General features: G+C 62.1%; 12 protein-coding genes. 9 read left to right on the top strand and 3 right to left on the bottom strand.

Features of this window, described 5'->3' with window-relative positions; genetic code table 11:
• Positions 1–128: 128 nt before the first annotated feature.
• Positions 129–1,946, bottom strand: a complete 1,818-nt coding sequence (locus WBQ77_RS00855; RefSeq protein ID WP_424042753.1) for a DUF3604 domain-containing protein — start codon at positions 1,944–1,946, stop codon at positions 129–131.
• A 257-nt stretch (positions 1,947–2,203) separates the two neighbouring features.
• Here WBQ77_RS00855 and WBQ77_RS00850 point away from each other — a divergent pair, with 257 nt between their 5' ends.
• The 8 genes from WBQ77_RS00850 to lpxB all read left to right on the top strand — a co-directional run bounded on the left by WBQ77_RS00850 (position 2,204) and on the right by lpxB (position 10,091).
• Entirely contained in the window at positions 2,204–3,175 is a 972-nt protein-coding gene (locus tag WBQ77_RS00850) for a SphA family protein (protein ID WP_424042754.1), read from the top strand.
• A 109-nt stretch (positions 3,176–3,284) separates the two neighbouring features.
• Positions 3,285–4,238, top strand: a complete 954-nt coding sequence (locus WBQ77_RS00845) for an NAD-dependent epimerase/dehydratase family protein (protein WP_424042755.1) — start codon at positions 3,285–3,287, stop codon at positions 4,236–4,238.
• 228 nt (positions 4,239–4,466) lie between these two features.
• Positions 4,467–4,679, top strand: coding sequence for a hypothetical protein (locus tag WBQ77_RS00840; protein ID WP_424042756.1), 213 nt, complete (start codon positions 4,467–4,469; stop codon positions 4,677–4,679).
• 220 nt (positions 4,680–4,899) lie between these two features.
• Entirely contained in the window at positions 4,900–5,937 is a 1,038-nt protein-coding gene (locus tag WBQ77_RS00835; protein ID WP_424058491.1) for an agmatine deiminase family protein, read from the top strand.
• Between the two features lie 34 nt (positions 5,938–5,971).
• Entirely contained in the window at positions 5,972–6,829 is an 858-nt protein-coding gene (gene aguB / locus WBQ77_RS00830; RefSeq protein ID WP_424042758.1) for an N-carbamoylputrescine amidase, read from the top strand.
• The gene (locus WBQ77_RS00825) at positions 6,826–7,737 is read left to right on the top strand and encodes a PhzF family phenazine biosynthesis protein (protein WP_424058490.1); all 912 of its coding nucleotides are present in this window, start codon (positions 6,826–6,828) and stop codon (positions 7,735–7,737) included. Before aguB ends, WBQ77_RS00825 begins: the two co-directional genes overlap by 4 nt.
• 25 nt (positions 7,738–7,762) lie before the next feature.
• A complete protein-coding gene (locus tag WBQ77_RS00820; protein WP_424058489.1) occupies positions 7,763–8,683 on the top strand; it encodes an aldose 1-epimerase in 921 nt (306 codons plus the stop codon).
• A 241-nt stretch (positions 8,684–8,924) separates the two neighbouring features.
• A complete protein-coding gene (gene lpxB / locus WBQ77_RS00815) occupies positions 8,925–10,091 on the top strand; it encodes a lipid-A-disaccharide synthase (RefSeq protein ID WP_424042973.1) in 1,167 nt (388 codons plus the stop codon).
• 6 nt (positions 10,092–10,097) lie between these two features.
• Here lpxB and WBQ77_RS00810 read toward each other — a convergent pair whose 3' ends face one another.
• On the bottom strand, positions 10,098–11,099 hold the full coding sequence (locus tag WBQ77_RS00810; RefSeq protein ID WP_424058487.1) for a Gfo/Idh/MocA family protein: 1,002 nt from the start codon (positions 11,097–11,099) through the stop codon (positions 10,098–10,100).
• A 346-nt stretch (positions 11,100–11,445) separates the two neighbouring features.
• On the opposite strand from WBQ77_RS00810, the gene WBQ77_RS00805 reads away from it, so the two are divergent.
• Entirely contained in the window at positions 11,446–12,603 is a 1,158-nt protein-coding gene (locus WBQ77_RS00805; protein WP_424042977.1) for an exo-beta-N-acetylmuramidase NamZ family protein, read from the top strand.
• On the opposite strand, the gene WBQ77_RS00800 is transcribed toward WBQ77_RS00805, so the two are convergent.
• Positions 12,597–13,175 (bottom strand): vWA domain-containing protein (locus WBQ77_RS00800; protein WP_424058485.1); only part of this gene is annotated, 579 nt, incomplete at its 5' end. The genes WBQ77_RS00805 and WBQ77_RS00800 overlap by 7 nt on opposite strands.

Here is a 13,175-nt window from a genome sequence, read left to right as displayed (position 1 = left end):
GTTCCAGGACGGCAGCGGGTCGGCCTCGTCATCGGCACGGGCGGGCACGGTCACCAAAAGGATGATGAACAGTGCCGCAAACGCTTTTCTGCAAAACATCGTCAAATGCCCGTTCTGCCTCGCATCGCTCACTGGGCCGGAGCGTACCAGATCGGCGAGCCCCAAGCCCGTTCTTGGATCGTCGCGGGAACATCGTCCAAGAGCGGTCTATTTGAGCGGACGGCGTCATAGGTGGACCAACGCGGCGTCGGAATCTCTATGGCGCGCGCATAATAGAAAGCATGGTCTTGAGGGTCGAAGTCCTCGTCGGTCCAGGCACCCATCAGGACGGGGGCGCCAATATCGTTCGCAAACTTGGCTGTGCTCACGTCCACCGTATTTCCGACCGGCGGTAGTTTACCCGTTAGCGGGTCGATCTTCCGGTCTCCAGACCACACCACGTCGACGATCTTCTCGTTGATATCGCCATTCATGTCGACCCAGCCCTTGATGATCTGTATTCGGTCCAAATTGGCTCCGTCCGGGTCCTTCTCGGCATGCACGGTGAATGTTGGAGCTGTGCCGATAGAGGGCAAGTCCCCGCCCATATGCGTGCCAAGCACGTACCCCTCCTCGGCCATCGCTACGGGGTCCGCCAGCTCCGACAGCCCAACGCCCCCGAACATGCGGACCTTGATGCGCGGACCCGACGTCGCGAACGTCTCGCGCCGTTTCATAGCGTCCCAGATCGCGGCACGCGAGTTCTCCGTCGCCCAGACGCCGGCAAGCGCACCGATCGACAGATCCTTCCCATCGATCCAGCCAAGTACATCGCCTGTGCGGCGACGCTCGACCGTGCCGTCCTCCGGTCCATGCGCTCCTTGAAACGCATCCTCGGCGACGGCCGACATCAATCCGTTGTGGTTGTCCGTTCCGCCGGTGAAGCCGTACTTAAACGGATTCACGCCAAGCTCTGCCTTTTTGGCAATGCCGCGTTCAAGCCCACCGCGAACGAAGTCGCGCCGATGATAAGTACGGCCAGAATTCTTCTGGATCGAATCTGCGTTCTCGAAATCCGCGAACTCGTCCGCGGCCCAGAACTTGCGGTGGACTTCCGAATTTCCCTTCACCTGCATCATCTCGATCAGCGGCTCGAAGTGCTGGCGGGTCCGAGCGTAGTCAAGATCTACAGGATCTCCAAAACTGTCCGTGTCGGGAAACATCCGCCCCTTGGAGGCGTTTGAGTTATGCGGGATCGCCAGGGCGTGACGCCCTTGAGCCTCCTGTTCGCCCATCCATTTCCAGAGGTTCTCTTCCTCGTTGATCTCGATATAGCTGGGCACAATGTCGGGGACATCGGCATCGCGAAAGATGACGTTGCGATGCAGATTCGCTCCACCCGGCGCGGCTGACCACTCAAAGCCGATGAGCGCGGTGAAGTTACCCGGGTCGTTATGCGCCTCAGCCGCATTGACAATGACCTGCCAGGCGCTCTTCGTCGTGCCTGGTCCTGCATAAAACGGCGGGTGCTTCGGCGAAGCCGACCGGTTCGACGAGACAACATATTTGAAGAACCAGTGTTGCCGGTCCTCGATGTCTGTCATCTCACGCAAGGTCAGGAGATCCTCGTTGTCGTGGCCCGGCGCGTCCTCGAAGATCGTGGAGTACATTTCGCCTATATATTCGGCATGGTCCGTGACCGCCGCGAAATCGAGTGGACGTCGATGCTGCACGACCGACCCATCCGGGAGCGTCACCGCCTCGCCCTTGGCATAGCGCAGTGCGTCTCCGGGCATCAAACGCGTCCCGCCGATATAGGCATCAAGCGAGAGCCCTGTGTGCATATGCGTCTCACCGAAATAGGCGTCGCGGAGCGGGTTGGGCTCGGCCAGGGCGCTGTGCCCGGCCGCAATCAAAATGCTGCCCGTTACGACACCAAGCGCACCCAACAGACGACATTTGCGCATTTTCGACCTCTCCTTCGCCGAGCTTTTCTCGAACACCGGCAAGAAAGGGCGAGCCTTTAAAAAGCTGCTCCTTCTCTATCCTCTTCGTCCCCGGACTTCCTCCTCGGACCAATAGTGCGCGGTCACGCACGTGACGGCCCCAAAACGCATCCAGGACTGTGTCTCTAAAGACACAGCGGCCCCACCTCAACTTGAGTACTCTCTGCTCAAAGAGTCCACACCGTAACGTATGGACCGCATCTCAAGGGGGATTGGCAATGAGAACCCGTATCGCAACCGCTGCGGTCGTTCTATTTGGCCTACTTATCGCGCCGGTACACAAAGCAACGGCGGTCGAAGGCGGCGCTGGATTCTATCTACTTGGGTCCACAACAACGAACGCAGGTATTCTTCCGCCGCCCGGCACATACGTAATCGACTACAACTACTTCTATTCCGGCAGCACCGACATCGCGTTTGACAGGGCCGGTCTCATTCTAGACGGCGGCATCGAAGCCGGCGTCTACGGCAATGTGCCAGCGCCTCTTTGGGTCGCCCCCAACAAGGTGCTGGGCGCCAATATCGGGTTCCTCATGCTCATCCCGATCATTCACAAGGATGTGGATGCGGGCGCCAGCCTCTCGCTCCCACCGCCTTTCGGCGTGACGATTTCGCAGAACATTGGAGATCAGGAGACGCGGTTTGGCGATCTTGTACCGGGTTTCATGCTTGGCTGGCATCATGGCAATTGGCACTTCAAGACGCATACGCTCGTGAATACGCCAACGGGTTTCTGGGAACAGGGCAATCTGGCCAATGCCGGGTTCAATCGTTGGGCGATCGATAACGCCGCGGCCTTCACCTGGCTGGACCCCAAGATCGGCCTTGAGGTCTCCTCCATGGCCGGCATCACCTACAACTGGGAAAACCCCACCACGCAATACAAGAGCGGCAGTGAGTTCCACCTCGAATACGCGGTGGTTCAGAATTTCTCGAAGCAGTTCGCCGTTGGCGTCAACGGCTTCTACTATGACCAAGTCACGGGCGACAGCGGGCCGGGCGCGCGCTTAGGGTCCTTTGCGGGGCGAGTCTCCGCGATTGGTCCGGTCGTCAATATGAACTTCCAGCTGGGCCAGGTCCCGGTCCTCACCAACCTCAAATACTTCCGCGAATTCGATGTCGAAAATCGCCTTCAAGGTGATTCGGGCTATGTCACCGTCACCATTCCCTTGGGTGGACCAGCGAACTAAGCGCGCGTCAGGGCTCGCCTGTACAGAGGCTTGCTCCGGCCCAATTATCGATGTGAACTCCAGGATCTGAAGGCGGGCTCCCGCCTCGATACTGAATCTGTGGATCAGCATGTCCAGCGCAAAGGTTCAACGCCCAGGGCGCAAACCGCTGGTAGCTCTCACCGGCGCGACGGGGTTCATTGGCCGGCATTTGTTGCAAGGCCTCACCGCGCGCGGCTACCGCGTGCGGGTCTTGCTGCGGCGTCCCACCGCGATGCCGGACTCTTGCGCCAGCGTCCTCATCGGCGACATCGCCAAGCCCTTCAACATGTCCGAGGCCCTGGCCGAGGTCGATGCCGTCATCCACTCGGCCGGCGTTCCCCACGCCATGACCGGGCTCCCCGAAGACGACTATCGCCTGTTCAACACAGAAGCGACGGTGCGTTTCGCGAAGGCGGCGAAGCGCGCCCGCGTGAAACGATTCCTGTTCCTGTCGTCGATCCGCGCTCAGTCGGGACCGGCCGCGGCCGGCGTGCTCACCGAGGAACAGGAGCCGCACCCGACCGACGCCTATGGACGCTCCAAGCTAGACGCGGAGAAAGGCCTCGCCGAGACAGGCCTCGACTGGGCCGCCTTACGGCTCGCACTCGTCTATGGCCCGGGCGCGGGCGGCAATGTCGCCAAGCTCCTGAAACTTGCCCGCGCGCCCTACCCGCTGCCGCTGGCCGGACTGAAAGCACGCCATTCGCTGCTTGGTCTCGACAATCTCGTCGAGGCCGTCGATCGGATCCTGACCGCGCCCGCGCCGCTCAACCGACCCTTTATCGTGGCCGATCCCGCGCCGGTCACCGTCGCGGAGATCGTCCGCGCCCTGCGCCAAGGGCTCGGACGCCGGGCTGGCCTATTCTATGTGCCGCCGCCCGTGCTCAAGGCTGCGCTGAGAGCCGTCGGGCCCCCGATCGAGATCGCCCCTCTGTTCGGCTCCCTTGTCGCGGATCCGGCAGCCTTGCGCGCGCTGGACTGGGCGCCCCCTGTTGCAACGCAACACGGCTTGGCCGCGCTCGCCAGGCAAATGCCTGACTGATCGGGCGCTGCGCCGATGCTGCACCGCACGGATGTTGCACCGCGCAACGCACGGATTTTTAAGTACTTTTCGCGTTTACCGTCTTACCAACGTCGCATTCTGCCCCTATAGTGAAATGAGGCTGACGTGGGGGTCGCTGTTGTAGAATTGCTGTCTGAGAGCATGAAATCGTCTCCGACGCTTGAATGAGCGGAGCGCATCTCAAAGATAGCGCATTTGGAGGCGGGTATGGCACTCCCCAAGATTGTCGTTCGCGGCAAGCAAGTCATTCTTCTGAGCGGCTATTGCAAGGACGACCTTAAGGGCACTGGTGAAACGCAGCGGCTTGACGATTTCCGCGTCAAGGTCGACGCAGAAGACCAGCTCCGGTTGGCGGCCCAGCAGAACCCCGATGCGGTGGCGTTCGGTTACATCGCCGGCGTATGGGTGGCTTCGGCCTAGGCTTCAAGATTAGGACATTCAAACGGGCTCCTTGGCGCGCACGGGTGATCGTGTCTGCGCCGGAGCCTTTATGCCGCTTTGGGAACTCCGCCCTTGCCGGGCCAAATTTCATACCCATAACATCGCCTCCCAACTGACAACGCCCGCCTGATAAGCAAGACCTTGCCCCTCCTCCGGCGCTCTTCGTTTCCGGCAACCGCTGTAATCCTCGACGACAGATATGCCTGTGCCCGATATGAGCCTCTTGCCCGAATGGGCGCCACAGCAGGCCCTATGGACGGCCTGGCCAGCCTCCGCCAAAGAATGGAACGGCGACTTCGAAGCCCCGCGACGCGACGTTGCGGCGCTCGTGCGCGCTCTGGCGCCAGGCAATCGCGTCCGCCTCCTCGCCGACGGTACCGAAGCGCTGGCTTCGGCTACGCACATCCTTGGCGGCCTCGCGGACGTGGTGCCTGCCACCTATGGCGATATCTGGCTCCGCGATACGGGGCCCCTGTTTGCGACGAGCCCGCATGGACCTCGCGCCCTGCGCTTCCGCACTAATGGCTGGGGCGGAAAATTCTCGCTGCCGGGCGACGAGACCGTCGGCGATGATATCGCGCGGCTTGCGAACGTTCCCATGCGCAAGGCCGATTTCATCCTTGAAGGCGGCGCCATCGACCATGATGGGGCCGGCACGATCCTCACCACGCGGCAGACGCTGCTGAATGCAAACCGGAACGGCTGGTCACAGGCGGACGCTGAAGCTGCAATGCGCACCGCCGTGGGCGCCAAAAAGATCCTCTGGATCGACGAGGGGCTCGCGGGCGACCATACCGACGGTCACGTGGACAATATCGCCCGCTTCGCGGGACCCGCCCGCGTCGTCTGCCAAATGCCTGCCGGCGCGGACGACCCCAACGCCGCCATGCTGGAGGCTGCCTATCGTGCCCTTCAAGCCACGACAGACGCCGAGGGGCGACCGATCGAAATCGTCCGGGTCCCCAGCCCCGGCCGCGTTCTCAACGCGCATGGCGAGATTGCTCCGGCCTCGCACCTCAACTTTGTCATCGCGAACGGCGTCGTGGTCGTGCCAGTCTTTGGCACAAATACGCAAGTGGAGGCACTCAGGCGCTTGCAAGCAGTGTTTCCGGACCGCAAGGTTGTCGGGCTTCCAGCTTTTGGCCTTCTCGGGGCCGGAGACGCCGGGGGCGGCGCCTTCCATTGCATCACACGCGAAGAACCGGTTTTCGCTCAGCGGAGCTTCGGTTCCCGGTGAGAGCCATTTCAGGCCAGAGCATCCAGGACAGACCATGACGCGCGAATTGACGGTTGCGGCGGTCCAGACATCCTTCGGTCACGACATGACCGCGAACCTCGAACGGATCGACCCCCTGATCCGTGAGGCGGCCAGCCAGGGTGCGCGAGTGGTCCTGCCGCCGGAACTGTTCCAGAGCATCTATTTTCCCACGCGGCAGGATCCGAAATGGTTCGAGACGGCATTCGCCGCCAGCGACCACCCCTGTGTCCTGGCGCTCAGCGCGCTCGCGAAAGAGTTGGGCATTGTGATTCCAATCTCCTTCTTCGAGAAGGATGGCCCGCACTATTTCAACAGCGTCGCCTTGGCAGACGCGGACGGCACGATCTTGGGCATCTACCGCAAGAGCCATATCCCCGACGGGCCGGGCTATCACGAGAAGTACTACTTCCGTCCGGGCGATACCGGCTTCAAAGCCTGGCGCACGAAGTACGGCAAGCTCGGCGTCGGCATCTGCTGGGATCAATGGTATCCGGAAGCAGCGCGGGCCATGGTGCTCGACGGCGCGGAGGTCCTACTTTACCCCACCGCCATCGGCTCGGAGCCGTATGACGCCACGCTCGACACCCACGAACGCTGGCGGCGGGTGATGCAGGGCCATGCCGTCGCCAATGCCGTACCGGTCATCGCCGCGAACCGCGTCGGTGAGGAAAACAATGACGGCGTGCGCCAAACCTATTACGGACACTCCTTCGCGACCGATCATACGGGCGAGATAGCCTCGGGCCTTGGGGGCGACGCCGAAGGCGTCATGCTGGCCTGCTTCGATCTGGACGGCATCGCCGCCTATCGTGCCGATTGGGGGTTCTTCCGGGACCGCCGCACAGATCTTTATGGGACCGCGCTGACATGACACTGCTTCGATTCAATACCGTCGATGTCTTTGCCGAACACCAATTCGGCGGCAATCCACTCGCGGTCGTCCATGGCGCGGACACACTGACCACGGAGCAAATGCAGTCGATCGCGGCGGAGTTCAATCTGTCGGAGACCACATTCGTGCTGCGCCCAGCGGACCCCGCGAACACGGCACGGATCCGTATCTTCACGCCGCGCGCGGAACTGCCCTTTGCAGGTCACCCCAATGTGGGCACGGCCTATGTGCTGGCCAGCGAAGCGGAGCGCCGCAAGCGCCCGATTTTAGACGACACGATGAAGTTCGAAGAGCTCAGCGGCGTTGTCGCGGTCAATGTGCTGCGCAATGGCGCAGGCATCGTGGGCGCGCAGGTCGCAGCCCCGCAGCAGCTCAGCGTGGGCTCAGGCCTCGCACCCGGCATTGTCTCGGCATTGTGCGGCCTTCCCACGGCCAGTATCGAACAGAGCCGGCACCTTCCCGTGATTGCAAGCGCAGGCAATCCCTTCGTCTTCACGCAACTCAGAGATCGTGCCGCGTTGAGCGCCGCCACCCCGAACCAGGCCGCCTTCGAACAACATCTCCCACGCGAGCTAGCCGCGGGCCTGTTTCTGTATGTGCGCGAGCCCACGAGCGATCCGCCCATTCAGGCCCGGATGTTCGCGCCACTCCATGGCATCCCTGAGGACCCGGCGACGGGCTCTGGAAATGTGGCTTTGATCGGCCTTTTGGCGCATCTTAACAGCAAGCCGGACTTGGTCCTGAAGGCGAGAATTGGGCAAGGCGTCGACATGGGGCGCCCAAGCCTTCTCCAGGCCATGGCCGCAAAGCGCAATGGCGTCGTCACAGCGACCCAAGTGGGCGGTCGGTGTGTCGCGGTACTGAGCGGGACGCTGACGCTCCGTTGATCGCGGCACGCGGAAGGAGACGCATGTGACGCAGAAGCCCGTTCCGAATCTGCTCGGCGATCCTGACGCCGCGCGCATCGTTGCGGGCGACACCGAGGCCGTGTTCCTGCCCAGCTTCGGGATGATCGGTATTTCACTGAAGAAGGATGGCATCGAGGCCTTGCGACGGGTCGACAACCTCATCGTCGCCGCGGCGGCCAATCGAACGGTCGGCATCCCGTTTCTGTTTCCCTTCGCGAACCGACTTGCGGATTTCCGCTACGAGGTCGCGGGGCGTGGTGTGACCCTGCCGCCACAATCTCTCGTCCTGCGCTATGACGAAAATGGCCTGCCCATGCATGGGCTCATGTGGCCCCATCTGAGTTGGGAGGTCACCGACATCTCGGACTCGATGCTGTCGGCCCGTTTGAACTGGTCTCACCCGCAAGGCCTCGCTGTGTTTCCCTACCCGTGCCTGCTATCGATGAGCGCCAGTATCGAGCCGGGCAGCCTGACGATCGAGACGGCACTGTTCGCGACAAGCGATATCGATGTGCCGGTGAGTTTTGGCTTCCATCCCTATTTCGGGTTCGACGGGAATCGTGCCGATTGGCACATATGCCTTCCACAGATGCGGCACCTCACGCTGGATGCGCGGCAAATCCCGACAGGAGCCTCCATGCCGTTTCCCGGCCTCGACGGTCTGATCGGTACCCGGAGCTTCGACGATGGTTTTGCCCTGCTAGAGCCCAGTGCCACGCTTTCGATTGGCTTTGGCAGGCACCAGATCTCCGTCGACCTGCTGGAGGGCTACACGCACACGCAGGTCTATGCGCCGCACGACCAAAACTTTATCGCCTTCGAACCCATGACTGCGCCGGCAAACGCGCTCATCGGCGGAGACGGCCTGCGGCTGGTCTCTCCCGGCGACACGTTCGGCGCGAAATTCCGCATTCGCATCGACTAGCCGCATTCCTGCCGGCAAAGCGCCCTCGTACGCGAAGGACAGAGACCATGCGTTCAACGAGGCGAGCAAGGTTCGCACTATCAAATGATCTCATTGGTCTATCAGAGGTTTGTGCCGCGGGTGCCGGAAGAGAACAACGACATTTGTCGGGCATGCGACACAGGCTGCCACCAATTTTTCTGGAACTACCCACCCCGCCTGCCCTAAGTCTCAAGGTCGGCAAACCGAATCGGAGCTGAGTATGAGCCGGCAGGAGCCGCTGGTCTTTATCATCGCGGGCGAGCCCTCCGGCGACAATCTAGCCGGGCGGCTGATTGCCGCCTTGAGACAGATGACCGGCGGCCGGGTCCAGATCGCAGGCATTGGCGGACCGCAAAGCGAGGCCCAGGGGCTCACGAGCCTGTTTCCTATGCGCGAACTGGCGTTGATCGGTATCGCCGAGGTCCTGCCGCACCTGCCGCGTCTGGTGAAACGGATCAACCAGACTGCCGCAACCATCCGCGAGATGAAGCCGGACATTGTGGTCACGGTCGATGCGCCAAGCTTCACCTTGCGAGTCGCCGACAAGCTGCGCGGGTCCGGCATACCCATTGTCCACTACGTGGCGCCGCAGGCCTGGGCTTGGCGCTCGGGCCGCGCGAGGACGCTGGGCAAGCGTGTGAACCATCTCATGGCATTGCTACCCTTCGAGGTCCCCTTCTTTGCCGAACACGGACTACCGACGGACTATGTGGGCCACCCGGCCATCGAGTCGGCGCTAGCCGGCGACGGGAAGTCCTTTCGGCAAAAGCATGGCATTGCCGATACGGCTCCGCTCCTTTGCGTTGTCCCGGGAAGCCGCACGAGCGAAGTGCGGCACATGCTCCCGGTCTTTGCCGAGGCGGTGGAGCGCCTAATGGATCGCTATCGCGATCTTCAAGTCGTGATCCCCGTGGCGCCCAATGTCTCGGACCTGGTAGAAGCACACACGCGGGACTGGCCGCTGCCTGTCCTGCGCGTGACGGACCCCGCCGAACGGTTCGATGCGTTTGCGGCTTCCGACGTGGCCATGGCCAAATCCGGCACGGTCACCCTGGAGCTTGGCCTCGCGCGCGTCCCCATGGCTGTCGGTTACAAGGTGAGCGCCCTCACCGCGTTCATCGTGCGGCGCATGCCCATCGCCGTGAAATACGCGTCGCTCGTGAACCTGCTCGTCGACCGCGAAATCATCCCGGAACTTATTCAGGAGAACTGCAGCGCCGAAGCCATGGCTGACAAGGTCGGATATCTGCTCGGATCGGCGGAAGCGCGCGCGGCCCAACAGGAAGGTTTCGACGAGGCCCTGCACATTCTGGGCGACGCGGACCCGCCGCCGAGCCGGCGCGCGGCGCAAGTCGTGCTCGACCTTATCGGGAAGCGCAAAACCTAGACGCGCTTAGCTTTTTGTCGCGCCGGCGACGGGCGCGCCGGGCGTAAGCCAAGCCTGCACCTTCTTCAGCTGCGCATCGATGCTTTCGTTGATCATCACCGCGACCCGCAGCGCCTCCGAACCCGCATACCCGTCGACGAACGGCTTCTTGCCGGTTTTGACACAGTCGATGAACGAGGCGATCTCGTTGCCAAGACTGTCCTCCTGCGGAATTTCGACGGTGTCGGTGGCAATGGCCGCCAGCCCCTCGGTCTTGGGATCGCCTCGCAGGCTATAGCCGAAAATCTTCCGGTCTCCCAAATCGCAGTTGAGATATTGGCTGTGCGAGAACACCCGCAAACGGCGCTCGGTCTTGTAGCTTATCCGGCTCGTGGTGACATTTGCCACACAGCCGGATTCGAAGTTGAGCCGCGCATTGGCGATGTCGACCTTGCGTCCCATTACACCCGTGCCGACCGCGTCCACACTGGTAACCGGTGACCCCACCAGACCGATAATCATATCGATGTCATGAATCATCAGATCGAGAATGACGTCTACGTCCACCCCGCGCGCCTTCCACGGCGCGATGCGGTAGCTCTCGAGATAAAGCGGCCGTTCGATCCTTTCCGAGATAACCCGATAGGCGGCGGAGTAGCGCTCGATATGGCCCACCTGGAGCACGGTGCCACGTTCCTCGGCCAGCTCGGTCAGTATTCGAGCTTGCTCGACCGTCTCGGTGATCGGCTTCTCGATATTGACGTGGAGCCCCGCATCGATCAGATCGTGCGCCACATCGAAATGAAACGGCGTCGGCACGGCGACGCTTACCGCATCCACTTTGTCGTAGATTTCGTGATGGTCCGTCACAGCCTTGGCGCCGAACTCATCGGCCATGGTCTTGGCGCGTTCGGGGTTGGCATCGACCACGGCGACCAGCTTCGCATCCGGGTTCTTATTGTAGTGATTTGCGTGGAACCGTCCGAAGTAACCCGTGCCCACCACCGCTGTGCGAATCTGATCCGCCATACCCATCTTCCTTTTAACGCTGTCTGCCCCGCTGGGCGGCGTGTTGCCCCTGTCGGGCCCTTTGCCCGCCTTTGGGTGTGTTCCTTGCCCGGCTTTTTGTCGCAAAATTCGCCCCATCGCCAGCCCCAAGACGGCGGGCAGCGCGGGGCGGGCTGAAATTGGGGCGTGGAAAGATCTCCCGACTCCGGTTAAGTCCTTGCCAGCGCTTAGCGATAAACAGGGTTTGTCCGCGAGAACCGGCGGGCTTTTGAGGGAGAACAGAATGCCGCACCACTCGATTCTCGATGCGTATCTGCTTCTTGCACCGCAAGAGCGGCGTCTCGCGCCCCGAAGAGGACTCTAGACCATGTTGCTCGGCTCCGAACGCTTGCTCGCCTCCAACCGGCTCAAGGGGCTCAATGTCGGAATTTTGGCCAACCCGGCCTCGGTCGGCCGCGACTATCGCCATATCGTCGACCGGCTTGCGGGCGCGACCGACTTCAAGCTCGCGGCGATCTTCGGCCCCCAGCATGGCTTCAATTCAGATCTTCAGGACAATATGATCGAGACGCCCCATGCAACGGACCCCAAACGGGGCATCCCCATCTTCTCGCTCTATAGCGAGACCCGCGAGCCGACCCGCGAGATGTTCGATCTAATCGACGTGTTGGTGATCGACCTTCAGGACGTGGGCGCGCGGATCTATACCTTCATCTACACGATGGCGAACTGCCTTCTGGCCGCCGCCAAGACCGGTACGCCCGTGATCGTATGCGACCGTCCCAATCCGATCGGCGGGGTGCAGATCGAGGGGCCAATGCTAGAGCCGGGCTACGAGTCCTTTGTCGGCCAGTTTCCCATCCCCATGCGCCACGGCATGACCGTGGCCGAGCTCGCAAAGTTCTTCAACGAACATTTCGGGATCGGCGCGCCGCTCGAGATCGTGACCATGGAGGGCTGGTCGCGCGCAGACTACTTCGACGAAACCGACCTTCCCTGGATCATGCCCTCCCCCAACATGCCGACGCTGGACACGGCAATCGTCTATCCCGGCACCGTGCTGTTCGAGGGCACGATGGTCTCAGAAGGTCGCGGCACGACCCGGCCGTTCGAGCTGATCGGCGCGCCCTATCTCGATGCCGAGGCGCTGGCGATACGCATGAACGCGCATAAGCTCGACGGCGTCTATTTCCGGCCGGCCGTGTTCGAACCCACCTTCCAGAAGCACACCAAGACACCGTGCGGCGGCTGTCAGCTTCACGTCACGGCACGCGAAACATTCGCGCCCGTCATCGCGGGCGCCGCGCTGATCCGCGAATGCGTCGGGCTCGCGCCCGATCAATTCCAATGGCGCGCGGGGCCCTACGAGTACGAACACGACAAGATGCCAATCGACATTCTCGCCGGCTCCCCCCAATTGCGGGAACAGGTCGAAGCCCAGGTTCCGGTCGCGGAGATCGCGGCAAGCTGGACGCAAGGTGTGGCCGATTTCGAAGCGCTGCGAGCGCCGTACCTGCTCTACTGAGCGCCGCGTGGATCCCAGGCAGACATCATGGGACAGCCCAGCGTCTTCTCGAATGCGCGGACGAGTTCTTCCCGGCTGTTCGTGGCGATATAGAGCCCGCCCGTCTCCTTGGCCAGACATTGGACGTCCAGCGCGCTCTGGGCCCCGGTCCAAAAGGCCGTCATGCGAAAGCCGATCACGTGGACGGTCAGCCGTGCGCCCTGTGTATTGAGTTTGTCGCCAAGGTCACAAGGCGCCCCGCCGCAGGTCTCCTCGCCGTCGGTCAAGACCACGACGATGCCGGGCTTGGCCTTGTAATCCAGAACCTCGGCCGCCTGCTCCACCGCCTGTGTCAGCGGCGTCTTTCCCGCAGGGTTCAGCCCGCCTACCTTCTGCATGATGGGCTCGGTCGCGTCTGTCGTTGGCCGCAGATCGAGATTGACGTTACATTGCTGATAGGGTCCGGGACCGTAGGTGATGAGCCCGATTTTGCGGAAGTGCGTGACGCGCGGCAGAGCCTGACCAAGGGCTTTGCGGACCTCATCGATACGCCGGATCTTCGCGCCGATCCCCTCCGCAAGGCTGCCCGCCAT

This window comes from Methyloceanibacter sp., from assembly GCF_049590335.1.
Lineage (GTDB): Bacteria > Pseudomonadota > Alphaproteobacteria > Rhizobiales > Methyloligellaceae > Methyloceanibacter.
Note: the sequence above shows the minus strand (reverse complement) of the source record. Positions and strands in the feature narration are given on the sequence as shown.

Excerpts from the sequence above, each read along its gene's own strand:
- WBQ77_RS00855 (WP_424042753.1), bottom strand. The coding sequence starts at position 1,946 with ATGCGCAAATGTCGTCTGTTGGGTGCGCTTGGTGTCGTAACGGGCAGC.
- WBQ77_RS00850 (WP_424042754.1), top strand. The coding sequence starts at position 2,204 with ATGAGAACCCGTATCGCAACCGCTGCGGTCGTTCTATTTGGCCTACTT.
- WBQ77_RS00845 (WP_424042755.1), top strand. The coding sequence starts at position 3,285 with ATGTCCAGCGCAAAGGTTCAACGCCCAGGGCGCAAACCGCTGGTAGCT.
- WBQ77_RS00840 (WP_424042756.1), top strand. The coding sequence starts at position 4,467 with ATGGCACTCCCCAAGATTGTCGTTCGCGGCAAGCAAGTCATTCTTCTG.
- WBQ77_RS00835 (WP_424058491.1), top strand. The coding sequence starts at position 4,900 with ATGCCTGTGCCCGATATGAGCCTCTTGCCCGAATGGGCGCCACAGCAG.
- aguB (WP_424042758.1), top strand. The coding sequence starts at position 5,972 with ATGACGCGCGAATTGACGGTTGCGGCGGTCCAGACATCCTTCGGTCAC.
- WBQ77_RS00825 (WP_424058490.1), top strand. The coding sequence starts at position 6,826 with ATGACACTGCTTCGATTCAATACCGTCGATGTCTTTGCCGAACACCAA.
- lpxB (WP_424042973.1), top strand. The coding sequence starts at position 8,925 with ATGAGCCGGCAGGAGCCGCTGGTCTTTATCATCGCGGGCGAGCCCTCC.
- WBQ77_RS00810 (WP_424058487.1), bottom strand. The coding sequence starts at position 11,099 with ATGGCGGATCAGATTCGCACAGCGGTGGTGGGCACGGGTTACTTCGGA.
- WBQ77_RS00805 (WP_424042977.1), top strand. The coding sequence starts at position 11,446 with ATGTTGCTCGGCTCCGAACGCTTGCTCGCCTCCAACCGGCTCAAGGGG.